Genomic DNA, 24641 nt, shown 5'->3' with positions numbered 1-24641 from the left:
ATGAGAGTGCGGAAGGCCTGCCCGCCCGGTCAAGGGCTGGCGGCACGGCAGGATCCGTGGGAGACCGCGCAGACGCATGATTCGCCATAGCACCAAGATCGCAATCGAGATGCTGCTGGGCGCGGTGGTCGTGCTGGCGGTGCTGGCGCTTGGCTTTGTGTGGCGTCTGTCCGAGGGACCCATCAGCCTCTCCGCTTTCCGCCCGCAGCTGGTCGAGGCGCTGGAGGACCGTGAGCGCGGGCTCTCGGTCTCCATGGTCGATCTGGTGCTCACATGGAACCGTGCGGAAAAGCGGCCCGACCTGCGCGCCCTCGGCTTTCGGATCGAGGACGAGGAAGGCGTTACTCTGGTCGATCTGCCCCTGGTCAGCGTCACGCTTTCGGTCGGCGATCTGCTCAGGGGCGAGGTTTCTGTCAGCCAGATCGACATTATCGGCGTGGTGTTGGATCTGGTGCGGCGGGAGGACGGCAGTTTCGACCTCAACGCCGCAAGACCGCTCGACTCGGAACGGAGCGACGCGAAGGCGGACGGCAGCGAGATCGACGACATCATCCTCACCGAGTTGATGCACGACCCGGACGACCGGGAAGGATCGCCGCTCTCGGCCCTGCGTCAGATTCGGGTGATCGGCGCGCGTATGACCTTGACCGATCTGGCTTCGGGCACGGTGTGGCGGGCGCCCGACGCCTTCTTGACTTTGCGCCGCATAGATCGGGGCATCAGCGCCGATCTGGATCTCTCGGTGGCCTTGGCGGATTCGACCACGACCATCGAAGCCCAGATGGTTTTCGACCGCGACAGCCGGCAGCTCGACAGCGCCATCGAGTTCTCCGGTCTGCGGCCTTCGGCGCTTTACGAGGCGATCGCGCAGCCGAGCCTGATGCGGCTGCGGGATTTCGACCTCGCGCTTTCAGGCAGCATCGTCGGGCAGCTGACCACGCGGGGCCGTTTGATCACCGCCGCCGTGGACCTGGAGACGGGGGCGGGAAGCGTCACCATCCCCGAGCTGCAGCTGGACCGGCTGCCGCTGCGCGGGATGTCGCTGGGCGCCGGGCTGGACATGCTTGAAGGCCGCGTCAACTTGCGCACGTTCGAACTGCGTATGGGTAAGGAGGAGGGCGGCCCCGTCATCGCGGCGTCCGGCAGCCTGAGCGGTCTCAGCCAGAATATCTTCAGGCCGGACCCTGATGACCTCGTTGCCGAACTTTCCTTCGGGCTCGACCGTTTGGCGGTGCCCGATCTCGCCCGCTACTGGCCGCCGCCGCTTGTCGACGGGGGGCGCGCCTGGGTGGTGGAGAACATCACGGCGGGCGAAGCGCGCGATCTTTCCGGAACGCTCCGGCTGGAAGCGCCGGATGGCGATCTGGACGCCCTGGCGCTGACCGATCTCAGTGGCGGTTTCTCCTATGAGGGTTTGGAGGTCCACTATCTGCGGCCAATGCCGCCGGTAAAGGGCATCTCCGGCAGCGCCAGCTTCACGCCGGAAAGCCTGCGCCTCAGCGCGGAAGGCGGAGAATTGGATGGCATCGGCGTCAGTCAGGGCAGCATCGACATCACCGGACTGCAGGAGGTCGACCATTACATCACCATCGAGCACCGGGCGCAGGGGGCTGTGCCGGGCATCCTGGAACTGCTCGATCATCCCCGTCTTGGGCTGATCAGCCGCCTTGGTCTTTCCAAGGTGGGGGCGGCGGGGCAGGCGGAAGGGCTTCTCTTCTTCCGCTTTCCCCTGATCAACGACCTCTCGCTTGAGGAGCTGGAACTGCGCGCCGATGCGGACCTCACCGGGGCGGCGCTTGATCAGGTCGTGCTGGGCCAGGACCTCAGTCAAGGAAACATGAAGCTGGCCGTGACATTGAGCGACATGCGGCTCTCGGGCGACGGCGCTTTGGGCGGCATCCCCGCCAGCTTCGATTGGCACGAGTATTTCGAGCCGGCCAACGGTCTGGTCCGGCAGGTCGAGGGCTCCGTTCCCAGCATTGACGAGACAGGCGTCGCAAAGCTCGGTCTCGACAGCGATCCCTATCTTCGTGGGCCGGTCGCCGCCGATTTCTCTTACGAGGAGACCGACGACGGCTTCTCCCAGGTTGGGTTGGACCTGGACCTTGAGCGTGCGGAGCTGTCGGTTCCCGTGCTGCTGGATTGGGAGAAGCCGGTCGGGGAGCCTGGTCGGGCGGCCTTGGTGCTGGAGTTGCAGGACTTCCGGCCGGTCGCCATCAAGGGGCTCGATATTAAGGCGGGGTCCCTGACGCTGCTGGGCGAAGCCTTCTTCGATGACGTCGGATCGACCATTGAGCGCGCGCAGCTCTCCAAGGTCGCGTTCGGCGACCAGTCGCTATGGGGGGTGACCCTGCTGCAGCGGGCCTCGCGCTTCGAGATGCTGGCCGAGGGAGGCATCCTCGATTTGGGTCCGTTCCTGGCGCTCGATCAGGAAGCATCCTCCGAGCAGGAGGCGCCGCCCGACGAGGACGACAGCAACTTCCGGATCGAGGTGAAGGATCTGGAGCAGGTGCGCTTTGCGCAAGGGCGCTATCTGGAACAGGCCTCTCTGGTGCTGGAGCGTGTGCCTGACGGGTGGCTGCGGGTGCGGGTCGGCGGGCGAATCCCGGCGCCGCTCAGGAGTGATGAGGCCGCCGGCGAGCGGATCGAGATCGACTACGGCCCTGCCGGCGAAGGCGGAGGACAGGTCCTGTCGGTGACCTCGGGCGATGCGGGCGGCTTGTTCAGGGCGGTGAACCTCTTCGACACCATGCAGGGCGGCGCGCTCTCCATCTCGGCGCGGCGGAGCGATCGTTCCTGGGCCACGCCCCTGAACGGCTCTCTCTTGATCGAGGAGTTCAAGCTGGTTGAGGCGCCGGTTCTGGCGCGCATCCTGACGCTCGCCTCTCTGACCGGCATCTTGAACGTGCTGGGTGGAGACGGGATCACCTTTCAGGAGATCAGCGGCGACTTCAGCGCCACGCGGGGCCGCCTGTCCACGGAGTTGATGCGCGCCTTCGGCCCGGCCATCGGCCTTACGGCGGAAGGCTTCATCGATCTCGACCAGGACCAGATCAAGTTGAACGGAACGGTCGTCCCGGCCTATTCGGTCAACCGCGTGCTGGGCGCCATTCCGCTCCTGGGCACGATCCTGACCGGCGGGGAGGGCGAGGGCGTCTTCGCCGTCACCTACGGGATCAGCGGACCGGTGGAGGAGCCGGACGTCAGCGTCAATCCGCTCTCGGTCTTGGCGCCGGGCTTTTTGAGAAACCTCTTCGGTGTGCCGGGGGAAGGGGACGATGACGGCAAGATGGACACCGAGATTCTCAAAACGCCACAGGGCGGCAAGCGGCCCGAATAGAGGCTGATTCAGCCGCCAGCCCACCCTGCCTGTCTTGACCCTCCCGCCTGGGCGTTCTACAAATAAGAACATAACAAGAACATTCGTGGAGTGGGAGACCCGATGCCCGGCGGCAAGCAGGAAAGATTGGCGAGCCTGCGCGCAGAGATCCGCAAGCTGGAAGGCTACGATCTGGCCGAGACCCGGGCCCGTCTGCGCTTCGGTCTGCCGGCGCTCGACGCGCTGCTGCCGGAGGGCGGTCTACCGCTGCCGGCCCTGCATCTGGTGGAGCCCGCCCGGCTGGAGTGGGACGACGGCCTGGCAGCCGGTTTCCTCGCCGCCTTGCTGCGGCAACTCATGGAAGCCACCGCGCCGGAGGCTGTCCGGCCCGGCCCGTTGCTCTGGATCACACGGCACGCGGACCTCTATGGCCCCGGTCTCCTCAATTTCGGGCTCTCGCCGGAAAGGCCGGGCGGGGCGGCCAGTCATTGGCGCATCGCCCCGGCGCCGGGTGGTGCCTTGGAAAGAGGAGAAGAGCGTTTGCCGGGTCCGCCTGCCTGGCGGGTCGAGCTGCTGCGTTGCCGTGGCGGCCGGCCGGGGGCCTTTGTTTTGGAGTGGGAGAATGCGACGGGTCGTTTCGTTATGGCTGCCCCGTTTTGCGACCGAGTGCCGGCTGCTGATGAGGGCGCAGGCCTGGCGCTGCGAGCCCTCGGCGCAGGATGAGCAGCCCCTGGCGCTGGTCGCGCGGGAGGGCCAGCAGCTTCGTCTGGCCGCGCTCAATGGGCCGGCGGAGGCGGCGGGGCTCACCCCCGGCCTGCCGCTCGCCGAGGCGCGCGCGCTTCTGCCCGCCTTGCGCAGCCGGGAGCGTGACCCGCTGTTCGAACGCCGCGCGTTGGAGCGGCTCTGCGATTGGGCGCAGCGCTTCAGCCCCTGGGTCGCTTACGAGGCCCTGCCTGGCGAGAACGGTCCTTGCGATGGGGGCGCGGCTGGCCTTTGGCTCGACATCACCGGTTGCGCGCATCTCTTCGGCGGGGAGGAGGCGTTGCTCGACGCCCTGCTGGGCCGCCTCTCGGAACGGGGCCTCACCGCCCGCGCCGGTCTGGCCGACACGCCCGGCGCGGCCTGGGCGGCGGCGCGCTTCCTGACCGGCGCGAAGCAGCAGGCCAAGAGCCTGGAGCCCGGCGGCCAGCGTGCGGCGCTGGCCGGTCTGCCGGTCGCCGCTCTGCGGCTGGAGGACTGGCAGGAGGAGTTGCTCGCGCGCTTCGGGTTGATCCGCGTCGGGGCGCTCTACGGCTTGCCGCCCGCCGGACTGGAGCCGCGGCTCGGCCGGGCCTTGAAGCGCCGTCTTGAGCAGGCGCTGGGCGGTCTCGACGAGCCGCTCTCGCCCAGACGCCCGCAAGCGCCCTTCGAGGAGCGGTTGGTTTTCGGCGAACCCATCGCCTCCGCCGAGGATATCGAGCGTGGCGTTGAGCGGCTTATCCTGGCCCTCTGCCGCCGGCTGCGCGCGGCCGGGCAGGGGCTGCGCCGCCTGCGCCTCACCGCTCACCGGGTCGACGGAAGCTGCGATGCCCTGGCGCTGGGCGTCAGCCGCGCGACGCGCGACAGCGACCACCTTCGCCGCCTGCTCGCCCAGCATCTGGAGGGTTTGGACCCCGGTTTCGGCGTCGAAGTCCTGAGCCTGGAGGCCGAGCGGGCCGAGCCGCTCGGCGACCGGCAGCTGAGCCTCTCCAGCGCAGAGGCGGCCAAGGACGCTGCGGCCCTGGTCGACCGGCTCGCGGGCCGCTTGGGGGAAGGGCGGGTCTTCCGCGTGACGCCGCGCGAGAGCCACTGGCCTGAGGCGGCCCAGAAGAAGAGCCCTCCTTTGCCGGAGCGCCGGGCCTCCAACGAGAACTGGGCGCCCTGGCGCGCGCGCAGCCGTCCCTTGCGGCTTCTGCCCAACCCCGAGCCGATCGAGGCGCTGGCCCTCCTGCCTGACAGCGCGCCCGCGCGCTTCCTCTGGCGCCGCCAGCAGCATCAAGTGACGCGCGCCGAAGGCCCTGAGCGCATTCTGCCGGAGTGGTGGTCCCTGCCGGAGGGTGAGCAGGGCCTTTCCGCGCGCGACTACTTCCGGGTGGAGGATGCGCAAGGGCGGCGCTTCTGGCTGTTCCGCGTCGAGGGCCGCTGGTACCTCCACGGACTCTTCGGGTGAGGGGGCCTCTTCGGGTGAGAGAGGCATGAGCGGTTTCTCCGAGCTCCAGGTCACGACCAACTACTCTTTCCTGCGCAGCGGTTCGCATCCCGATGAGTTCGTCACCGCCGCCGCGGCGCTGGGCTATCCGGCGCTGGGCGTGGCCGACCGCAACTCTCTCGCCGGCGTGGTGCGCGCGCAGGTCGCCGCGCGTGGCACGAAGGTGAAGTTGCTGGTGGGCGCGCGGCTGGTGCTGCAGGACGGGCTGGAGATCGTCTGCTACCCGCGTGACCGGGATGCCTATGGGCGTCTCTGCGACCTGCTAACCCTGGGCAAGCGGCGGGCGGAGAAGGGCGGCTGCCTGCTCTGGCGGGCGGACCTGGAGACGCTTGGCGAAAGGCAGGTGCTATTGGTTCAGCCGCCGGATGACGGCGATGTGGACTTCGTCAGCTTCCTTGGCGGCTTGGCGGCGGCCCGGCCCGGTGAGGTCTTCCTGACCGCCAGCCTGCTCTACGAGCCGGGCGACCAGCGGCGCCTTGCTGCGCTGGCTCAGCTCGCGGCTGGCTGCGGGGCGGGGCTTCTCGCCAGCAACGACGCGCGCCTGCACGCGCCTGAACGCAAGCCGCTGCTGGACGTGGTGACCTGTATCCGCGAGGGCTGCCGGCTGGAGGAGGCGGGCTTCCGTCTCTCAGCCAACGCCGAGCGGCACTTGAAGCCGCCGGAGGAGATGGAGCGGCTTTTCGCAGCCTTCCCAGAGGCGATCCAAAATGCGAAGAAAATACCTGAACTCATTGATTTTAATTTAGAACAACTGCGTTATGAGTATCCAGACGAGGTGGCCCCCGACGGCACCTCGGCCGCGGAGCGTCTGGCCCGCCTGACCTGGGCGGGGGCGGCGGAGCGCTATCCCGGTGGGCTGCCGGACAAGGTCCGCAAGCAACTCGACTACGAGCTGACCTTGATCGGTGAGCTTGCTTATGAGCCCTACTTCCTGACCGTGCGCGACATCGTCGCCTTCGCCCGCTCGCGCGGCATCCTCTGCCAGGGCCGGGGCTCCGCCGCGAACTCCGCGGTCTGCTATTGCCTGGGCATCACGGCGGTCGATCCCGCGCGCATGAACCTGCTCTTCGAGCGTTTCGTCAGCAAGGAACGCGACGAACCGCCCGACATCGACGTGGACTTCGAACACGAGCGGCGCGAGGAGGTGATCCAGTACATCTACGAGACCTATGGCCGCGACCGGGCCGGGCTTGCCGCGACCGTGATCTGCTACCGCACGCGCGGCGCGCTGCGAGAGGTAGGCAAGGTCATGGGGCTTTCCGCCGACAGCATTGCGGCGCTGGCCGAGAGCGTCTGGGGCTGGAGCAAGGAGGGCGTGGGTGAGGAGGGCCTGGCCGAGGTCGGCCTAGATCCGCAGGCTCCGCGCATCCGGCAGACCCTGGCGCTGGTGCGCGCGCTGATCGGCTTTCCGCGCCACCTGTCCCAGCATGTCGGCGGCTTCGTCATCACGAAAGGGCCCCTTCGCCAACTGGTGCCCATCGAGAACGCGGCCATGGAGAACCGCACGGTGATCGAGTGGGACAAGGACGACCTGGATGCGCTCGGCATCCTGAAGATCGACGTGCTGGCGCTGGGCATGCTGACCTGTCTGAAGCGCGGCTTTGCGATGCTGGCCGAGCACAAGGGGCGGCGCTACGGCCTGGCCAGCGTGCCGGCGGAGGACCCGGCGGTCTACGACATGCTTTGCCGCGCCGACAGCCTGGGCGTGTTCCAGGTCGAGAGCCGGGCGCAGATGACCATGCTGCCCCGCCTCAAGCCCCGCAGCTTCTATGATCTGGTGATCGAGGTCGCGATCGTCAGGCCCGGGCCGATCCAGGGCGACATGGTGCATCCTTACCTGCGCCGCCGCCGTGGGGAGGAGGAGGTATCCTTCCCCTCCGAGGAGTTGCGCGAAGTGCTGGGTAAGACGCTGGGCGTGCCCTTGTTCCAGGAGCAGGCCATGAAAATCGCCATCGTTGCCGCCGGATTCACCCCCTCGGAAGCCGATCAGTTGCGCCGGGCCATGGCGACCTTCAAGCGGGTCGGCACGATTCACACCTTCGGCGAGAAGCTGGTCCGGGGCATGGTCGAGCGCGGCTACGAAGAGGCGTTCGCCGAGCGCTGCTTCAAGCAGATAGAGGGCTTCGGCACCTATGGCTTTCCGGAGAGCCACGCGGCTTCCTTCGCGCTGCTGGTCTATGTCTCGGCCTGGATGAAGCACCACCATCCCGAGGTTTTCGCCGCCGCGCTGCTGAACAGCCAGCCCATGGGCTTCTACGCCCCCGCGCAGATCGTGCGCGACGCCCGTGAACATGGCGTGGCGGTGCGGGCTGTGGACGTCAACGCCAGCGCCTGGGACTGCACGCTGGAGCCTGGCGGGGAATCCGGGCTCGCGTTGCGTCTGGGCCTGCGGCAGGTGAAGGGGCTGCCCGAGGCGGAAGCGCGCCGGCTGGTGGCCGCGCGGGAGAACGGCTATGCGGACATCCAGGGGCTCTGGCGGCGCGCCGGGCTGGGCGCCCGCGCGCTCGACGCCCTGGCCCGCGCCGATGCTTTCGCTTCCCTGGGGATCGGGCGGCGTCAGGCGCTCTGGCAGATCAAGGGATTGCCCGATGCCCGGCCCCTGCCGCTTTTTGCCGCGGCGGGCGAGGAGGACCGGGGCGAAGAGCCGGCCGTCGCGCTGCCCGATCTGGCAGCGGGCCAGGAGGTGGTGGAGGACTACGCCAGCTTGCGGCTTTCCCTGCGCGCCCATCCCATGAGCTTCCTCCGTGAGGCCTTGAGCGCCGAGGGCTGGCGCGACAGCAGCGCGCTGCGGGAGGTGAAGGACGGCGCGCGCCTCAAGCTCTGCGGCCTGGTGCTGGTGCGCCAGCGCCCCGGCACCGCCAGCGGCGTGATCTTCGCCACGCTGGAGGACGAGCGGGGCGTGGCCAACATCGTGGTCTGGCCGCGCGTCTTCGAGGCCAACCGCGCCACCGTGCTGAAGGCGAGCCTCTTGGGTGTCAGCGGCCGGGTGCAGAAGGAGGGTCTGGTGATCCATCTGGTCGCGGAACGCCTTTACGACCTCTCGCCCCGGCTCCGGCGTCTGGAGGAAGAGGGCGGAGTCGCGGCCTCCGGCAAGACTATGAAGGGCGCCTTGGCGCGGGCGGACGAGGTGCGCCGGCCGACCCGGGATCAGCGCGACACAGCCCCCCGCACAGCCCCCCGCAAGGAAAAGCTTTACCGCTCCCGCGATTTCCATTGAGGGCTTTACGACCCCTGGTCTGAGCCAATGTTCTTACCCCTTGAACGGCGCATCAGAAATCGTTAACTTCGCGCCGTCATCATACGTGGGTTCACCACGGCACCGACGCCGAAAAAAAGAATCAACGGGCGTGCGGCGGGGAAGCGAAGATCGAAGAACACGATCAATACGGTCGGGACAAGAGGGCGACAAGCTCTTATCGCGTCCCCGAAGGTTAAACAGAAGAGGGATGGCGCCGCGGCGCAAGTAAAGCGTTGGCGAGCTGCCGAAAGGAATGCATGAGGGACACTCTCAGCCGCGTACGTGACTGGGTCGACCGCCTCTTTCCCGACAGGGAAGTCTATTTCCGTTCCAACGGTCAGGTAACCTTTCTCCGCGTCAGCCAGAAGCGCCAGCTTCAGGGCGTGGCGGTTCTGAGCGCCCTGTTCATCTGGGGGCTCTCGACCACCGGCGTCACGCTGCTCTCCAGCACTCTGCTGGCCGAGCGCGAGGAGGAGATTGAGCGCCATCAGCGGGAATACGTGAACCTGCTGGCCGAGGTCGGCGAGTACCAGCAGCAATACGATCGCATCGTTGAGGGACTGGAGCAGAACCAGACCGTGCTGCTGGCAATGCTGGAAGAGGGCGGCACGAAAGACGCCGGATCGCTCGACACGGTTGGCGACGGCCTGAACCTCACCGAGACCGAGCGTGCCCGCATGATGCTCGCGCGCGACGCCCTGAAGCAGCGGCTGAGCAGCTTCGGCGACGAACTCATCGAGGTGGCCGAGCAGAACGCCATGCTGGAGACCCAGGTCACCTCCATGAAGCTGCTCTTGGAAGACACCAAGGCCGAGCGCGCGGAACTGGACGACGCCCGCAGCAAGCTGGTGCGGCGCATGGACGAGATCGAAGCCGAGTTGGCCTCGACCGTCGAAGGCAAGAAGGCGCTGCAGAACGAACTGGGCGAACTCTCCGAAGACCTGCAGCAGACGGACGCGGAGCGTGTCGCTCTCGTCGAGGAGCGCAGCCGCCTTCAAGAGGAAATCGCAGGGCTCGAGAAGCATCAGGCCAATGCCGACCAGCGTATCGTGGAGCTGAACGAAGTTGTGGCGCGCCTGCAGCGGGTTCATGACGACTCCCGTCAGGCGCGGCGCCGCCTCGCGGAAGAGCGGGACGCCCTGCAGTACAAGGTGGTCTCGCTGGAGACCAAGCTTTCTTCTTATGAACAGCGCCAGCTCGACCTCGTCGCCAAGATGACCGAGCGCACCTTGAGCTCGATCGGCGATTTCGAGCGGGCCATGAAGCTGACCGGCATCAAGATCGACAAGTTGGTCGACCGCGTCGCCGATGGCGACCTCTCCGGTACGGGCGGTCCCTTCATCCCCTACGAGGAGATGGACCCGCACAGCGACGAGACCTTCGACGCCGCGCTCTCCCTGCTGGACCTTCACCTGCGCCGTTGGGAGACGCTGCGCCATCTGGCGACCGTGCTGCCGCTCGCGCCGCCGCTGAATGCTTACAAGGTGAACTCGACCTTCGGTCCGCGCATCGATCCGGTCAAGAACGCCCGCTCTCATCACGAGGGCCTCGACATGGGCGCGCCGACCGGGACCGAGATCCTGGCGCCGGCCCCCGGCGTGGTCACCTTCGCGAACTGGAACGGCGGCTATGGCCGCTTCATCGAGATCGACCATGGGTTTGGCATCGTCACCCGCTACGGCCACTTGAGGAAGATTTCGGTGGAGAAGGGCGACAAGATCGGGTTCCGTCAGGTCATCGGGACCGTAGGCTCCTCGGGCCGCAGCACCGGTCCTCACCTGCACTACGAAGTGCGGTTGGACGGCCGGCCGCTGAACCCCGACAATTTCCTGGAAGCGGGACGGCACCTTTTCAAAGGTTAGTGGAAGAATTACGTTCAACTAACTGAAGAATATAAATTTAGTCGCTTTGCCTTGATGCAGTTCTTTCGCAAAAAAGTTCTGATGGACGGCAGACTCCACTGCACAGATGGGCAAGGGCTCTGTTATCATTCTTGAGCAATAAGGAAGCCTCCTCTCCGGCGGATGCCGGGCCGAACAGGCGGAGGGCTTCCATATAAGAACGGGCTAGCGGGCCAAAGGCAAAGACATCCGCAGCAGCATTGAGGTAGTGAGATCATGTTTTCCAAAGGCAAAGGCACGGGCGGTCCGGAAACGCCCGCCTCCAGCTCTTCTTCCAGCAGCGCCGCGTCACAGGGCGTCCGCCCCGCATCGGGCGAGCGGCCGCGCGCTTCGATCGGCGGCGTGCCCTCCATCATTTCGGCTGACCTGACAATCTCGGGCAACCTCCATTCCGACGGCGATATCCAGATCGACGGTCAGGTGACCGGCGATGTATTGAGCCGCAGCCTCACCATTGGGCAGGGCGCCAAGGTGAAGGGAACGGTGCGCGCGGACGAGGTGAAGATCGCCGGCAACCTGGAAGGTGAGGTCCACGCGGCCAACGTCTCCATCACCTCCACTGCGAAGGTGAACGGCGACGTCCTGCACAAGTCCCTGTCCATCGACTCCGGCGCCTACATCGACGGTCTTTGCCGCCGCATCGAAGAGCCCAAGGCAACCGCCGCCGCGCCCTCGGCTTCTGCTTCAAGTTCGGCGTCCAGTTCGGCGTCCAGTGGCAGTTCGGCCCCAACGTCTTCGGCGTCAGCGTCGTCTGGGGTCTCTTCCGACAAGCCTGCCGGCAACGGCGCGGACAGCAGCGCCAAGCCTGCGGACACCAAGACCGATAAGCCGGCCTCTGGCGATCTGGGTCTGAGCGGCAAGCCCTGATTCCAGGCGGGCGGCTCACGCCGCCGGCGTTCGATCCTAGAAAGCCCTTCGGCGCTGGCCTCTTTAGAGGCTGCTGCGCTGGAGGGCTTCTTGCGTCATCTGCCAGTCGACGTTGCCCCCTGAAAGCACGATCGCGAGCGTGCGGTCGCGGGTCGGCAGCCGCCCCGCCAGGAGCGCGGCCAAGGTCACGGCGCCGCCGGGCTCCACCACCAGCTTCAAGACCCGGTAGGCATAAGCCATGGCGCTGCGTACCTCGTCGTCCGTGACGCCCAGGCCGCTGTCCACCATCTGAAGATTGATCGGCAGGGTGATCTCACCCGGAGTCGGAGAGAGCAGCGCATCGCAGATCGAGCGGGCGGCGGGATCGTTCCGCTCCGCCTGGCCGCTCTTCAGCGAGCGCCCGGTGTCGTCGAACTCCGCCGGCTCGACCAGATGCATCTCCACGCCCGGGAGCTGCGACTTGACGGCGATCGCCACGCCCGCCGTCAGCCCGCCCCCGCCGCAGCAGGTCAAAACGGCGTCGAGCCCGATGCCGCGCTCCTTCGCCTGGTCCACAAGTTCCAGGCCACAGGTGCCTTGGCCCGCGATGATCCGGGGATCGTCGTAGGGGCGGATCAAGTAGCTTCCTCGCTCGCGCTGAATCCTCTCGGCGATGATGTCGCGCGACTCGTTGAAGCGGTCGTAGTGGATGACCTCCGCGCCATAACCCTTTGTGTTCGCGACTTTAATCTCTGGTGAGTCGCCGGGCATGATGATGGTGGCCGGTATACCCAGAAGCTTGGCGGCGAGGGAGACCCCCTGTGCGTGGTTGCCCGAGGAATAAGCGACCACTCCCCGCGTCCGGGCGTCTTCGGGAAGATGGGAGAGCGCGTTGTAGGCGCCTCTGAACTTGAAAGAGCCGGTGCGCTGCAGGATCTCCGGCTTGATGAGGACGCGCCCGCCGACCCGCTCGTCCAGGGCCGCGAAGTTCAGAAGTGGCGTCCTGATCGCGACGCCGTCGAGCCGCCGCGCCGCTTCTTCAATGTCGGTCAGGGTGACGCTCAGCTCTGTCGCATTCATCAAGGAAGTCATCGATCGCCTTTATTGCTTCGCTCTCGTCCAGGGTAGGAGCATGCGGCGTTCCGGCGACAGTGACCAGTGACATCTTACCGTGCCGCTCGCCCATCTCTTCCGCGGTCTCCTCGCTCAGGAGGTCCGAGGTCTCGCCGCGCAGTAGCAGGAGCGGATGAGGCTTCAGGCTTTCGAACAAGGCCCAAAGGTCGAACTCCCCCTCGTCCTGCCCGGTAAGCGCCTGGGCGATCCGCACATCCCAGGAGGCATGGAGCTTCCCATCCCCGCCGCGCTTGAAGGAGGTCTTGGCGATCTTGTTCCAGGTCGCGCGGTCGGCGCGCGGGTAACTGCCCTCGGGAAAGGTCTCCTCTAGGGTCCGCAGGGCTTCGTCCCAGGTCTCCACTGGGTGATCGCTGCCGACGTAGTCGAGAATGCGCTGCAAGCCGCTGGACTCGTAGACCGGGCCGATGTCGTTGATCACCGCGCCGCGCAGGGCGGAGGGCATGACCACGCCCAGGCCGAAGGTCAGCAGCCCCCCCATGGAGGTGCCGACCGCCACGAAGCCGTGCAGGCAGAGCGCCGCGCAAACCTGCTGGATATCCTCCAGGTACTGCCGGGGATTGTAGTTGAGCGGCTCGGGATCGAAATCCGAGCGGCCCCGGCCCCGGAAATCGAAGGTCACCACGCGCCGCTTGCCGGAATGACGGCGCGCCAGCGTCTCGAAGTCCCAGGCGTTGCGGGTCAGACCGCTGAGGCAGAGCAGAGGCGTTCCTTCGGCCCGGCGGGAGCCCCACTCCTCGACATGGAGGGTGAGGCCGTCGCGCATGGCTATGCGCCAGACCTTCGGGCCCTCGGGTATCTCCAGCGCGCCTTCCGGACCCGACAAGTCTCAGTCCCCGTTCTCTTCGCGCAGCGGCAGGGGCAGTTCGTCCAGCGTGTGGATCACGGCCTTGGGCTCGCCGGGCAGCTTCTCCCACTGCTTGGCGAAACGGTTGAGCCAGCAGACGGAAAAGCCGAAATGCGCGGCCCCGGCTGCATCCCAGGCGTTGGAGGAGACAAAGCAAATCTCAGAGGGTTTCACCCCCAGCCTGTCGACGGCCAGTTGGTAGACCTTGGGATGGGGCTTGAAGACCCCGACTTCCTCGACGGAGAGGTTCTCGTCCAGCAGGGACGCCAGGCCCGCGGAGTCCACCGCGGAGCTCAACATGCGCGGCTCTCCGTTGGAAAGGATCGCGGTCTTGATCCCGGCCTCTTTCAGCCGCTTCAGGCAGTCCGGCACCTCGGGATAGGCGTCGAGCCGGAGATAGAGCTCCATGAGGTCGTCCCGCAGCTCCTGGCTGGTCAGGCCGTAGGCTTCCATGGCGAAGTCCAGGGCATCGCCGGTCACCTTCCAGAAATCGACATGAGCGGGCATCAGCGCGCGCAGCCAGGTGTACTCCAGCTGCTTCTGACGCCAGAGGTTGGAGAGCGCCTCGCTGTTGGTGCCGATGCGCTCGGCGAGCTTGGAGGCCGCGGAGTGCACGTCGAACAAGGTGCCGTAGGCATCAAAAACACAGGCCTTCTTGTCGGCCCAGGACTCATCGCTCATGGCTCGGCTCCCAGAGGTGTCGTCACAGCTGAGCTGTCGTCACAGCTTAGGACGAAAGGTTATCGAAGCGCGTCGGGCAACAACAGGGCGTATTGCTCGCCAGGCTGAAGGCGCTGGCGATAGACCACCATGGCCTCCAACACGCGCTGAACGTAGTTTCGGGTCTCATAGAACGGGATGCGCTCGATCCAGTCGATGGCCCCGTAAGGGTCGGAGGGCGGCGCGCCGAAACGCTCCAGCCATTCGTCGACCCGGCCCGGTCCGGCGTTGTAGGCGGCGATCGCCAGAATGTGCTGACCGTCGTAGCGCTCCAGCATCTCGGCCAGATAGTGCCGCCCGAGGGCGACGTTGTAGTCGGGGTCCTCGGTCAGCCGTGCGGAGTCGTAGCGCAGCCCCGCCTTGGGCGCGGTCCGCTTGGCGGTGCCGGGCATCAACTGCATCAGGCCGCGCGCGCCGACCCGGCTTACCGCTTTCTTGTTGAAGAGACTCTCCTGCCGGATCAGGCCCAGCACCAGAGCGGGCTCAGGCGTTCCGGCGAGGCTGGTCATGTCGACCGGGGCCACCGGCGGGGTCGGGTAAAGGAAATCGGCCAGATAGATGTTCTCGGTCTGGGCCGTCTTGGCGGTCAGCAGCGCCAGGTCGGGACGCTCCGCGTCCAGGGCCAGTTCGGCCACCATGCGATAGGCCTCGGGCGTCTTCGCCTCGTCGCGCAGTCCGACCAGGAAGGCATTGATCCGGTCGTTCTCCTGGTAGCGGGCGAGGCTGCGGATAAGCTGCACTCGGTCGGTCGCCTCGAAGGCGCTGCGGCCTTCCGCCGTGGCGCCCGGCGCTTCGGCCGTCACGGGCCAGACCCGGAGCTGCCGGATGCCCGCCTCCGCGGCGCCCAACTGCCCGTAGAAGGTTGTGGTCTGCTCGGCTGCCTTCAGATACCAGGCTTTCGCCTTTTCGGCATCTCCCGCCGCCGCGGCGGCCCGCCCGGCCCAGTAGGCGGCGCGGCCCAGGCTGATGGGTGTGCCGACGTTCTCATAGAGCGTCTCGAAGTGGCTCAGCGCGAGAGCGGGCTTGTCCTGATAGCGCAGCGCCAGCCAGCCGGCCAGCCACTCGCCCTGAGCGAAGCCGAGACCCCGGTCCATCCCATGGTTGATCGAGAGGCGGTAGGCGAGGTCGATGCGCCCCTCGTCGAGAGCTTCGCGCGCGGCCCAGTGGCGCATGCGCCACCAGCGCTCCGCATCGCCGAGGTCGGCGGGCGGGGGATCGAGAATCTCCACCACCCCCTCCACGCGGTTGCGCCGCAAGCGCCAGTCCGCCCGCTCGTAGAGCAGGCCGGGGTCGTTCTGGAGGCTCTCCGGAACGGCGCGAATGGCTGCGTCCACGCCGACCTGATTCAAGGCGAGCCGCAGCCGCGCCTCGGCCAACTCGGGATAGCCGCTGCCGAGACGGTTCGCCTGACGTTTGGCCCCGGCCTGATCGCGCCGCCAGAGGAGCGTTTCCAGGCGCGCCAGATTGTCGTCCCGGGTCAGCAGGTTGCCGTAGCGGCTGAGCAGCAGGCGTTCCTGCTCCGCGTCGAGCGAGTGGGACCGCCATGTCTGAACCAGGCGCGTCTTCAGGGCGTCCGTCTCGCCGCGGCGCTGATGGAGTTCCAGGGCCAGAAGCGCGCCTTCGGTGCTGACCGGCGGATGCGCCTGGAACCAGCCAGCGAGACCGGCATCGTCCAGGATCGCTGAGCCCTCGTGAAGGCGCTTCTCGGCCTCGGCGACGAGCGAGCTTTCATAGGGCCAGCCGGGATGCCGGGCGAGAAAGGCGGAGAGTTCGGAAAAGCTCGGCTCTTCGCTGTCGGCGACGGCCGCACGCCAGAGCAGGTAGCTCTCCAGCAAGGGCTCGTTCAGCGGCCCCAGCAAAACCTGGGCATCGCGGAGCTTGCCTTCATCGGCGAGATCAAGGGCGGCCTGCACCACCGCCGAGGCGGCGAGGGTTGGGCCCGCCTTCTCCATATTGTTCTCGGCCCGGAGTTGGCCCGGCTGGGAAAGCGCCCCTCCGCCAAGCAGGACGCTGGCGAGAAGGCAGGCGGTGAGAAGTTCGAGAGGGCGGGTGCGCATCACGTCATGGGTCTCCTGACCGGACCTAGCCGGAAGCACCATCCTAAAGGCCCGCTGGAGTCCGGACAACGCGCCGCCGCTCACTCTTGCGTTACATTTTTGGGGCGGCTTGCGGCGGCAAGACCTTAAGATTATGGTGCGCCCCTCAAAAGCGCCGCATCCCGCCGATGCGACGGGCGTTTTTTAAGGTTCTCTAGCAGGAATGAAGAAGCCATGTCCGGTCCCATGTTTCGCGGTTCGATCACCGCGCTCATAACTCCCTTCACCGAAGACGGTGTCGATGAGAGCGCCTTCCAGTCCTTCGTGGAGTGGCAGATCGAAGAGGGTACGCAGGCCCTTGTGCCTTGCGGCACGACGGGCGAGTCGCCCACCCTCAGCCATGAAGAGCACAAACGCGTCGTGGACCTTTGCGTGGAGGCCGCGAGCGGCCGCGTGCCCGTGATCGCGGGCACCGGCTCCAATTCGACGGTGGAGTGCATCGAGCTGACCCAGTCGGCCAAGGAGTCGCGCGCCGATGCGGCCCTGGTGGTGACGCCTTACTACAATAAGCCGTCTCAGGAAGGGCTCTACCTGCACTACAAGGCGATCCACGATGCGGTCGATCTGCCGATCATCATCTACAACATCCCGGGGCGCTCGGTGATCGACATGACGGTCGAGACCATGAAGCGTCTGTCGGAGTTGCCGCGCATCGTCGGCGTCAAGGACGCGAGCAACGACCTGACCCGCCCGATCAATACGCGTCTGGCCTGTGGCCCGGATTTCTGCCAGCTCTCCGGCGAGGACGGCACCATCGTGCCGTTCCTGGGAGCCGGCGGTCACGGCTGCATCTCGGTCACCTCCAACGTGGCGCCCCGGCTCTGCCGGGCCATGCACGACGCCTGGGCGGCGGGCGACCCGAAGGGCGCGCTGGCGATCAACGACCGCCTGATGCCGCTCAACCGGGCGCTCTTCTGCGAGACCAGCCCGGCGCCGGTCAAGTTCGGCGCAGAGTTGCTGGGTCAGTCGAATCACCGCGTGCGTCTGCCGCTGGCGCCGGCCAGCGAGAACGCCAGGACCCTGGTCCGCGAGGCCATGATCCACGCCGGTCTGCTCAACGGCTAACGGAGCGGGCAAGGTATAGGTATCGAATAGAAGCGGGAGACAAGAGATGGCGGGCAAGGCATCGCGCCCCATCGCGGTCAACCGCAGGGCGCGCTACGAATATTTCATCGAGGAGACCTTCGAGGCCGGCCTGGTTCTGCTGGGCACGGAGGTAAAGGCGCTGCGCGAAGGCCACGGCTCCATCAAGGAGGCCCATGCCGCGGAGATGTCTGGCGAGATCTATCTGATCAACGCTCACTTCTCCGAATACGCGCCGGCGTCGCGCAGCAACCATGAGCCGCGCCGCCCGCGCAAGCTGCTGCTCCATAAGCGTGAGCGCAACAAGCTCCTGGGCCAGCTGCGTGAGAAGGGCGTGACGCTGGTGCCGCTCTCGCTCTATTTCAACGAGCGCGGGATCGTGAAGTTGGAACTGGGTCTGGCGCGCGGCAAGAAGAAGGCCGACAAGCGCGAGACCGAAAAGAAGCGCGATTGGGAGCGTCAAAAGGCCCGCGTGATCCGCGAGTACAGCTAACGCCGTCCCTCCTTCAGGGCTTCGAAAACCGCCTCAAACATCTCCGGCGTCAGCCGTCCGGTGTTCGTGTTGTAGCGCGAGCAGTGATAGCTGTCGGCCAGCAGGATCCCACCCGGAAGGCGGTGCTGAGCGCCGTGCGCGAACTTGTAGGCGCTCTTCTTCTGGCCGAGCGCCGTCAGCACCGCTCCATGCGCCACCCCGCCCAGCGCGACGATGGCGTGCAAGGCCGGGCGCAGCCGCTCGATTTCCGACCGCAGATAGCTATTGCAGCTTCGGATCTCCGCTGTGGTGGGCTTGTTCTCGGGTGGCACGCAGCGCACGGCGTTGGTGATGCGGCAGTCCCGCAGCGTCAGGCCGTCTTCGGGATGGGAGCCGTAGCGACCGTGCGCCCAGCCGAACTTGATGAGCGTCGGGTAGAGAAGATCGCCCGCATAGTCGCCGGTGAAGGGGCGCCCCGTCCGGTTGGCCCCCTTCAGGCCGGGCGCCAACCCGACGATCAGCAGGCGGGGCAGGGGTTCGCCGAAGCTCGGCACGGGGGCATTGAAGAAATCCCGGTGGCGCGCGCGGTTCTCATCCCGGAAGGCCGCGAGGCGCGGACAGATCCGGCAATCGCCATCCGGTTCGCCGGAAGGTGTGTTCTCAGATCGGATTGCGGTTCTCCGGGCCATGACGCCAGCCCTCAATCGTCGTAGATCTCGTCGTCCTCCTGGTAGTCGTCCGCCGGCGTCATGCGCGGCCTGCGCTGGCCGCCGTCCCCGCCGCTGCGTGCGATCTCCTCGGTCAGCCCGTTCAGGTCGACGAAGCGGTCGGCCTGGCGGCGCAACTCGTCGGCGATCATGGGCGGCTGGGTCTGGATCGTGGAGATGACCGTCACCTTGACGCCCTTGCGCTGCACCGCCTCGACCAGGCGGCGGAAGTCGCCGTCGCCGGAGAAGAGGACGATATGATCCAGGTGCTCGGCCCGAGGCGTCGGTGAACTCCTTGGTCGGCTTGGTCACCATGGTGTAGCCGTTGTAGTCGAGCCAATCGACCAGCGGGCGGATCGGGGAGTACTCCTGATCCTCGATCAGCGCCGTGTAGTAGAAGGCGCGGATCAGATGCGCCTTTTCCCCGAAGAAGGTCATCAGACGCTTGTAATCAATGTCGAAGCCCAAGGACTTCGAAGTCCCATAGAGATTCGCGCCGTCAATGAAGAGCGCGACTTTCTCATGCGGGTAAAACTGCAAGGACATACCTGCCAAATCCCTTTATCAAAGTTTCGCGGGCCGCACCTTGAAAGAAAGATGCTAAGCCGATTAATTATCTTATTGAAATCAAACGAAATATTCTGCGGTTTTCGTTGAAATCACGCCTTTGATGGCACACAATTAATCTGTAGCAAATTAGCTGCCGGATCAACGGCTTATATTAGGAGCATGATACTTATAGCGTTAGGAGCCAATCTGCCACACCCGCGCTACGGCGCCCCCAGGGAGACGCTGGAGGCCGCGCTGCGCGCGCTGGAAGAGCGGGGCGTCGTCATACTGCAGCGTTCTCGCTGGTATCGCAGCCCCGCCTGGCCCCCGTCCGATCAGCCGGACTACGTGAACGGCGCGGTACAGGTCACCTGCGACCTTTCGCCCGAAGAGACCCTGGGGCTGTTGCATGAGGTTGAGGCCGGGTTCGGGCGCCGCCGGGCAGAGACCAATGCGGCCCGCGTCCTGGACCTGGACCTCCTCGCGTATCATCAGGAACAGCGGGACGGACGCGACGGGCTGCAACTGCCGCACCCGCGTCTGGCCGAGCGCGCCTTCGTGCTGCTGCCCTTGATGGAAGTGGCGCCCGGCTGGCGTCACCCGGTGACCGGGGCCAGCGTGGCGGAGATGGCGCGCGCTCTGCCCAAGGACGACAGCATCTCACTCCTGGAGAAAGAGCCGGGTTGAAAGCGGGGCTAAAGCATGACAAAGCGGGCTTGCATGCCCCCTGAACGCCGCTTATAGTCCGCGACCTTGATTTCAGGCGGTCCGCACCGGCTTTGCCGCTGCCGCGATCCCTCAGCTTAAAGGAGCTTTAGAACCCATGGCACGCGTTACCGTCGAAGATTGCGTAACCAAGGTTCCCAACCGTTTCGATCTGGTTCTGCTGGCCGGTCAGCGCGCCCGCGAGATTTCCGCCGGCGCGCCGCTCACCATCGACCGCGACCGCGATAAGAACCCGGTCGTCGCGCTGCGCGAGATCGCCGAGGAGACGGTGAGCCTGGAGACCCTGGAGGAGAGCATCGTCAGCGGTCTTCAAAAGCACAACGAGCGCGACGAGCCTGAAGAGGAAGTCGCAGCCGAGAGCGAAGCAGCCGGCGAGGAAAGCCCCGTCGCCGAAAGCGATGAGGCGAGCGCTGCGGCCGAAGACGATCCCGCAGCGGCTCTCGGCATGATCTTCGAAGACATCACGGCCGAGGACCTGGAAAAGCGCGAGGACTGATCGCGGTAATCCCGGCTACTTTGCGGCCCGGAACAGGGGCGCGGTGGAGATTTCTCCGCCGCGCCTTTTTCTTTGCGCCGAAAAGCGCTGCTTGGGGCTGGTGTCCGCGCTGCGCTAGGCTTACATCTAGAATACGAGATGTCTCAGTGATTTGAGGTCCATGGCGCGTCAAAACATCATGCGGCAGGTGGAACTGGTCGAGCGGGTCAAATCCTATGACCCGGACGTCGACGAGGACGCGCTCAACCGCGCCTACGTCTTCGTGACCAACGCCCATGGGCACCAGCGCCGCGCCTCGGGCGATCCCTACTATTCGCACCCTATCGAGGTGGCCGGAATCCTGACCGAGCTGAAGCTCGACGAGGCGACCATTCTGACCGCCCTGCTGCATGACATCGTCGAGGACACCAATACGCCGGTCTCGGAGATCGAAGAGCTCTTCGGTCCGAAGGTCGCCCGGTTGGTCGACGGCGTCACCAAGCTGTCTCAGCTGGAACTGAAGTCGGAGCGCAGCAAGCAGGCCGAGAACTTCCGCAAGCTCTTCATGGCCATGTCCCAGGACATCCGAGTCCTGGTGGTCAAGCTGGCAGACCGTTTGCACAACATGCGCACGCTGCACTTCATCGAGTCGGAGGAGAAGCGCCGCCGGATCGCCAAAGAGACCATGGAGATCTACGTGCCCCTGGCCGAGCGCATCGGCCTGCACCGCTTCAAGGAAGAACTCGAGGATCTGGCGTTCAGCCAGCTCAATCCCGATGCGCGGGACTCCATCCTGACCCGTCTGGGCTTCCTGAAGGAGAAGGGCGGCGACCTGACCCTGCGCGTCATCGACAGGCTGCAGCGCGATGTCGCCGAGGAGGGCATCGAGGCCTGGGTCTCCGGGCGCATCAAGTCGGCTTATTCGATCTGGCTGAAGATGCAGCGCCGCAACGTCACCTTCGAGCAGCTCTCGGACATCATGGCCTTCAGGATCGTGGTCAAGTCCGTGGCCGACGCCTACCAGGTGCTGGGCGTCCTGCACAGCCGCTATCCCGTCGTGCCGGGGCGCTTCAAGGACTACATCTCGACACCCAAGCCAAACGGCTACAAGTCGCTCCACACCGGCCTGATCGGCCCGGAGCAGCAGCGCATCGAGGTGCAGATCCGCACCCGCGAGATGCACGAGTACGCCGAACTCGGCGTCGCCGCCCACTGGGCCTACAAGGAAGGCGTCCCCAACGTCGACGGCAAGCAGTACCGCTGGGTGCGCGAGCTGCTGGACATCCTGGAGCATGCCTCCGATCCGGAGGAGTTCCTGGAGCACACCAAGCTGGAGATGTTCCACGACCAGGTCTTCTGCTTCACGCCGCGCGGCGAGATCATCGCGCTGCCTCGTGGGGCCTGTCCGGTGGACTTCGCCTATGCGGTTCACTCCGACCTTGGCGACACCTGCGTCGGGGCCAAGGTGAACGGACGCGTCGTGCCGCTTCGCTATCAGCTTCAGAACGGCGATCAGGTCGAGGTCATGACCTCGCGCGCGCAGACGCCCTCGCCGGACTGGGAGAAGTTCTGCGTCACCGGCAAGGCACGTGCGCGCATCCGCCGCTTCATCCGGCAGAAGAAGCGCGGCGAGTATATGGAGCTGGGCCGCGAAGTCCTGCACCGCAAGTTCAAGGAGGAGGGGCTGGAAGCCACCGAGAAGGGGCTGGCCGGCGTGCTCTCGAAGTTCCGCCTCGATCAGTTGGAGGATCTCTACGCCGAGGTGGGGGCCGGGAACCTCACCGGACGGGAAGTCATGCTGGCGGTCTTTCCCGGCCTGAAGGAAAAGCAGCGCAAGCTGAAGCAGGAGCCCAAGGAGGGGCCCAAGACCAAGCGTTCCGAAAAGCACAAGTACGGGAACGGCATTCCGATCGAAGGCCTCATTCCCGGCATGGCCGTGCACTACGCCCAGTGCTGTCACCCCTTGCGCGGCGACCGTATCGTCGGGATCGTCAACACCGGCAAGGGCGTGACCGTCCACACCATCGACTGCGACACGCTGGAGGCCTTCCAGGACATGCCGGAGCGCTGGATCGACCTCTCCTGGTCCGACAGCGTCGCGGGCGACGACCTTCAGATGGGCCGCCTGCATCTCGTGGTCGCCAATGAGCCCGGCGGGCTCGGCAACCTCTCGACCGTCATCGGCAAGCACGGCGGCAACATCTCCAACCTGAAGTTCACCAACCGCAAGCCCGATTTCTTCGAGATGTTGGTGGATGTCGAGGTTCACGACGCCAAGCATCTGGTCGACATCATCGCCGCGCTGCGCGCCACGCCCGCCGTCTCCATGGTGGAGCGGCAGCGCGGGTAGCAGCGTTTCCGTCGGCGGAAGAGGCGCTGGGCCCTTGCCTTCGCCAGGTTTTTGCAGAGATAACAGGGCATGCTGTTTCGCCGCCGTTCACCCTTGCCGGTCTTCTCCAAACTGCGCCACATGGTCTGGCCACGCGCGGGGTGGCGGCGTGCGGCCATCTACGTATCGCACAGGGTGCGGCGTCTGCCGGGCTCCCCGTCGCACATCGCGGCCGGTTTCGCCTGCGGCGCCGCCGTCTCCTTCACGCCCTTTCTGGGTTTGCACTTCGTCTCGGCCGCTCTCCTGGCGCTGCTCCTGCGGGGATCGCTGCTCGCCTCTGCGATCGGGACCGTGGTCGGCAACCCCTGGACCTTCCCTTTCATCTGGGCTTGGTCCTACGCGCTGGGTTGTCTGGTGCTGGGGACCGAGCATCAGGCCTGCGTCCATGATTCCCTCTCCTTCTCCAACCTGGAGGGCTCGCCCTTCACGACGGAGTACCTTCGGGACAACATCTTGATCCTGGGTATTCCCTTGACCATTGGCGGCCTGCCGACGGCGGTGCTCGCCTGGTTCCTGTTCTACTGGCCGATCAAGGGGGCGGTGGCCTCCTATCAGAAGGCCCGGCGCGCCCGGCTGGAGAACCCGCGCTTCAAGCGCCGCGCCCAGAAGGTCAGGGAAAAGCTGAAGGAGCGCGCCAAGCGCGAAGCTGCCCGCAGCAGCGAAACCGCCGATATGGAAAGCAAGCCATGAACACAGCAAGCAAGCCGGGCGACCTGCGCCTCGGCGTCAACATCGATCACGTGGCCACCATCCGCAACGCGCGCGGGGGCCTGCATCCGGACCCTCTGCGGGCGGCGGCCCTGGCCGCGGCGGCGGGGGCCGATGGCATCACCGCGCACCTGCGCGAGGACCGTCGCCACATCTCCGACTACGACATCGCGCGGCTCAGTGAAGAGATCGACCTACCGCTCAATCTGGAGATGGCGGCGACCGACGAGATGCTGAAGATCGCGCTGCGCCACAAACCGCACGCCGCCTGCATCGTGCCCGAAAAGCGCGAGGAGGTGACGACCGAGGGCGGCCTCGATGCCGCCGGGAGCGCAAAGCAGCTGACCCCCTTCGTCTCGGCGCTCGGCGGCGCGGGCATCCGGGTCTCGCTCTTCATCGATCCCGACGAGCGGCAGTTGGAGGCGGCGAACCACATGGGCGTGCCCGTGGTGGAGCTTCACACCGGCTCCTTCTGCGAGGCCTTCCAGGAAGACCCTGAGGGGGAGGCGGCGAAAGCCGAGCTGGCGCGGCTTCGCGAGGGCGCTCTCCTGGCCCAGCAACTGGGCATCGAATGCCACGCCGGTCACGGCATAACCTTCGATAGCGTGACCCCTGTGGCGGCGATCCCTGGCCTGATGGAGCTCAATATCGGACACTTCCTGATCGGCGAGGCGATCTTCATCGGCCTGGAAGCCTCGATCCGCCGCATGCGCCAGCTCATGGACGCCGCGCGGAGCGGGGCCGCCGCGCAGTAACGGAGTTCAAGCGAGATGATCCTTGGCATCGGCAACGACCTGATCGACATACGCCGGGTGGAAAAGACGCTGGAGCGTTTCGGTGACCGCTTTACCCAGCGAGTCTTCACCGAGGTGGAGCGCCAGAAGTCCGATCGCCGCAAGGAACGCGCCGCGAGCTACGCCAAGCGGTTCGCAGCCAAGGAGGCCTGCGCGAAGGCGCTGGGCACCGGCGTGCCGCGTCGCGGCGTGCACTGGCAGCACATGGGGGTGGTCAACCTTCCGGGCGGCAAGCCGACGATGGCCCTGATCGAGGGGGCCGAGCGCCGCCTGGCTGAGTTGCTGCCCAGCGGCATGAAAGCGCAGATCGATGTCACCATCACCGACGATTATCCTCTCGCGCAGGCCTTCGTCATCATCTCAGCCGTGCCTTTGCCGGAAGGCGAGGACTAGGCGGCGCTGGACGCATCTGG

The 24641-nt window shown here is 66.2% G+C and carries 18 protein-coding genes and 2 pseudogenes; 14 read left to right on the top strand and 6 right to left on the bottom strand.

Translation table 11 applies throughout. The features are described from left to right. The first annotated feature begins 76 nt into the window (after positions 1-76). The 6 genes from P8X75_06395 (at position 77) to P8X75_06370 (ending at position 11552) form a co-directional block, all read left to right on the top strand. On the top strand, positions 77-3340 hold the full coding sequence (locus P8X75_06395; protein ID MEJ1994831.1) for an AsmA-like C-terminal domain-containing protein: 3264 nt from the start codon (positions 77-79) through the stop codon (positions 3338-3340). A 90-nt stretch (positions 3341-3430) separates the two neighbouring features. After that, positions 3431-4042 (top strand): hypothetical protein, encoded by a 612-nt coding sequence (locus P8X75_06390; protein MEJ1994830.1) that lies wholly within the window; start codon positions 3431-3433, stop codon positions 4040-4042. Continuing rightward, on the top strand, positions 3999-5507 hold the full coding sequence (locus P8X75_06385) for a DNA polymerase Y family protein (GenBank protein MEJ1994829.1): 1509 nt from the start codon (positions 3999-4001) through the stop codon (positions 5505-5507). Before P8X75_06390 ends, P8X75_06385 begins: the two co-directional genes overlap by 44 nt. 25 nt (positions 5508-5532) lie before the next feature. Further along, the gene (locus tag P8X75_06380) at positions 5533-8763 is read left to right on the top strand and encodes an error-prone DNA polymerase (protein ID MEJ1994828.1); all 3231 of its coding nucleotides are present in this window, start codon (positions 5533-5535) and stop codon (positions 8761-8763) included. Between the two features lie 278 nt (positions 8764-9041). Continuing rightward, positions 9042-10646: a peptidoglycan DD-metalloendopeptidase family protein gene (locus P8X75_06375; protein MEJ1994827.1), complete on the top strand. Its 1605-nt coding sequence runs from the start codon at positions 9042-9044 to the stop codon at positions 10644-10646. Positions 10647-10901: 255 nt separating this feature from the next. Beyond that, positions 10902-11552, top strand: a complete 651-nt coding sequence (locus P8X75_06370; protein MEJ1994826.1) for a polymer-forming cytoskeletal protein — start codon at positions 10902-10904, stop codon at positions 11550-11552. A gap of 63 nt (positions 11553-11615) precedes the next feature. On the opposite strand, the gene P8X75_06365 is transcribed toward P8X75_06370, so the two are convergent. Genes P8X75_06365 through P8X75_06350 form a run of 4 tightly spaced genes read right to left on the bottom strand, consistent with a single transcriptional unit; the run spans position 11616 to position 16286 of the window. Beyond that, entirely contained in the window at positions 11616-12611 is a 996-nt protein-coding gene (locus tag P8X75_06365) for a threonine/serine dehydratase (protein MEJ1994825.1), read from the bottom strand. Continuing rightward, complete coding sequence (locus tag P8X75_06360; protein ID MEJ1994824.1) at positions 12571-13488, bottom strand: alpha/beta hydrolase; 918 nt, start codon at positions 13486-13488, stop codon at positions 12571-12573. Before P8X75_06360 ends, P8X75_06365 begins: the two co-directional genes overlap by 41 nt. Before the next feature lie 3 nt (positions 13489-13491). Further along, entirely contained in the window at positions 13492-14190 is a 699-nt protein-coding gene (locus tag P8X75_06355; GenBank protein MEJ1994823.1) for a haloacid dehalogenase type II, read from the bottom strand. Between the two features lie 59 nt (positions 14191-14249). Then, the gene (locus tag P8X75_06350) at positions 14250-16286 is read right to left on the bottom strand and encodes a lytic transglycosylase domain-containing protein (protein ID MEJ1994822.1); all 2037 of its coding nucleotides are present in this window, start codon (positions 16284-16286) and stop codon (positions 14250-14252) included. A gap of 213 nt (positions 16287-16499) precedes the next feature. Between P8X75_06350 and dapA the strand changes: the two genes are divergently transcribed. Continuing rightward, complete coding sequence (gene dapA, locus P8X75_06345; protein ID MEJ1994821.1) at positions 16500-17390, top strand: 4-hydroxy-tetrahydrodipicolinate synthase; 891 nt, start codon at positions 16500-16502, stop codon at positions 17388-17390. Between the two features lie 46 nt (positions 17391-17436). Then, on the top strand, positions 17437-17901 hold the full coding sequence (gene smpB, locus P8X75_06340; protein ID MEJ1994820.1) for an SsrA-binding protein SmpB: 465 nt from the start codon (positions 17437-17439) through the stop codon (positions 17899-17901). On the opposite strand, the gene P8X75_06335 is transcribed toward smpB, so the two are convergent. Both P8X75_06335 and P8X75_06330 read right to left on the bottom strand, forming a co-directional pair. Further along, positions 17898-18569 (bottom strand): uracil-DNA glycosylase, encoded by a 672-nt coding sequence (locus P8X75_06335; GenBank protein ID MEJ1994819.1) that lies wholly within the window; start codon positions 18567-18569, stop codon positions 17898-17900. The two genes, smpB and P8X75_06335, sit on opposite strands and share 4 nt — an antisense overlap. Positions 18570-18580: 11 nt before the next feature. Next, a pseudogene (locus P8X75_06330) lies at positions 18581-19133 on the bottom strand (NYN domain-containing protein). 183 nt (positions 19134-19316) lie between these two features. Here P8X75_06330 and folK point away from each other — a divergent pair. The 6 genes and pseudogenes from folK (at position 19317) to acpS (ending at position 24621) form a co-directional block, all read left to right on the top strand. Next, on the top strand, positions 19317-19823 hold the full coding sequence (gene folK, locus P8X75_06325) for a 2-amino-4-hydroxy-6-hydroxymethyldihydropteridine diphosphokinase (protein ID MEJ1994818.1): 507 nt from the start codon (positions 19317-19319) through the stop codon (positions 19821-19823). 136 nt (positions 19824-19959) lie between these two features. Further along, positions 19960-20208: pseudogene (gene rpoZ, locus P8X75_06320) on the top strand (DNA-directed RNA polymerase subunit omega). A gap of 310 nt (positions 20209-20518) precedes the next feature. Then, the gene (locus tag P8X75_06315) at positions 20519-22687 is read left to right on the top strand and encodes a bifunctional (p)ppGpp synthetase/guanosine-3',5'-bis(diphosphate) 3'-pyrophosphohydrolase (GenBank protein ID MEJ1994817.1); all 2169 of its coding nucleotides are present in this window, start codon (positions 20519-20521) and stop codon (positions 22685-22687) included. A 69-nt stretch (positions 22688-22756) separates the two neighbouring features. After that, positions 22757-23416: a DUF2062 domain-containing protein gene (locus P8X75_06310; protein MEJ1994816.1), complete on the top strand. Its 660-nt coding sequence runs from the start codon at positions 22757-22759 to the stop codon at positions 23414-23416. Further along, complete coding sequence (locus P8X75_06305; GenBank protein MEJ1994815.1) at positions 23413-24189, top strand: pyridoxine 5'-phosphate synthase; 777 nt, start codon at positions 23413-23415, stop codon at positions 24187-24189. Before P8X75_06310 ends, P8X75_06305 begins: the two co-directional genes overlap by 4 nt. A gap of 15 nt (positions 24190-24204) precedes the next feature. Then, a complete protein-coding gene (gene acpS / locus P8X75_06300) occupies positions 24205-24621 on the top strand; it encodes a holo-ACP synthase (GenBank protein ID MEJ1994814.1) in 417 nt (138 codons plus the stop codon). Positions 24622-24641 lie beyond the last annotated feature (20 nt).

The sequence above is a fragment of the Limibacillus sp. genome (assembly GCA_037379885.1).
GTDB lineage: Bacteria > Pseudomonadota > Alphaproteobacteria > Kiloniellales > CECT-8803 > JARRJC01.
Note: the sequence above shows the minus strand (reverse complement) of the source record. Positions and strands in the feature narration are given on the sequence as shown.

Bases quoted from the DNA above. Each gene is read 5' to 3' on its own strand.
- P8X75_06315 (MEJ1994817.1), top strand. From the start codon at position 20,519: ATGGCGCGTCAAAACATCATGCGGCAGGTGGAACTGGTCGAGCGGGTC.
- P8X75_06385 (MEJ1994829.1), top strand. From the start codon at position 3,999: ATGAGGGCGCAGGCCTGGCGCTGCGAGCCCTCGGCGCAGGATGAGCAG.
- P8X75_06310 (MEJ1994816.1), top strand. From the start codon at position 22,757: ATGCTGTTTCGCCGCCGTTCACCCTTGCCGGTCTTCTCCAAACTGCGC.
- P8X75_06335 (MEJ1994819.1), bottom strand. From the start codon at position 18,569: ATGGCCCGGAGAACCGCAATCCGATCTGAGAACACACCTTCCGGCGAA.
- P8X75_06305 (MEJ1994815.1), top strand. From the start codon at position 23,413: ATGAACACAGCAAGCAAGCCGGGCGACCTGCGCCTCGGCGTCAACATC.
- folK (MEJ1994818.1), top strand. From the start codon at position 19,317: ATGATACTTATAGCGTTAGGAGCCAATCTGCCACACCCGCGCTACGGC.
- P8X75_06370 (MEJ1994826.1), top strand. From the start codon at position 10,902: ATGTTTTCCAAAGGCAAAGGCACGGGCGGTCCGGAAACGCCCGCCTCC.
- P8X75_06365 (MEJ1994825.1), bottom strand. From the start codon at position 12,611: ATGAATGCGACAGAGCTGAGCGTCACCCTGACCGACATTGAAGAAGCG.
- dapA (MEJ1994821.1), top strand. From the start codon at position 16,500: ATGTCCGGTCCCATGTTTCGCGGTTCGATCACCGCGCTCATAACTCCC.
- P8X75_06395 (MEJ1994831.1), top strand. From the start codon at position 77: ATGATTCGCCATAGCACCAAGATCGCAATCGAGATGCTGCTGGGCGCG.
- P8X75_06380 (MEJ1994828.1), top strand. From the start codon at position 5,533: ATGAGCGGTTTCTCCGAGCTCCAGGTCACGACCAACTACTCTTTCCTG.
- P8X75_06350 (MEJ1994822.1), bottom strand. From the start codon at position 16,286: ATGCGCACCCGCCCTCTCGAACTTCTCACCGCCTGCCTTCTCGCCAGC.
- P8X75_06355 (MEJ1994823.1), bottom strand. From the start codon at position 14,190: ATGAGCGATGAGTCCTGGGCCGACAAGAAGGCCTGTGTTTTTGATGCC.
- smpB (MEJ1994820.1), top strand. From the start codon at position 17,437: ATGGCGGGCAAGGCATCGCGCCCCATCGCGGTCAACCGCAGGGCGCGC.
- acpS (MEJ1994814.1), top strand. From the start codon at position 24,205: ATGATCCTTGGCATCGGCAACGACCTGATCGACATACGCCGGGTGGAA.
- P8X75_06375 (MEJ1994827.1), top strand. From the start codon at position 9,042: ATGAGGGACACTCTCAGCCGCGTACGTGACTGGGTCGACCGCCTCTTT.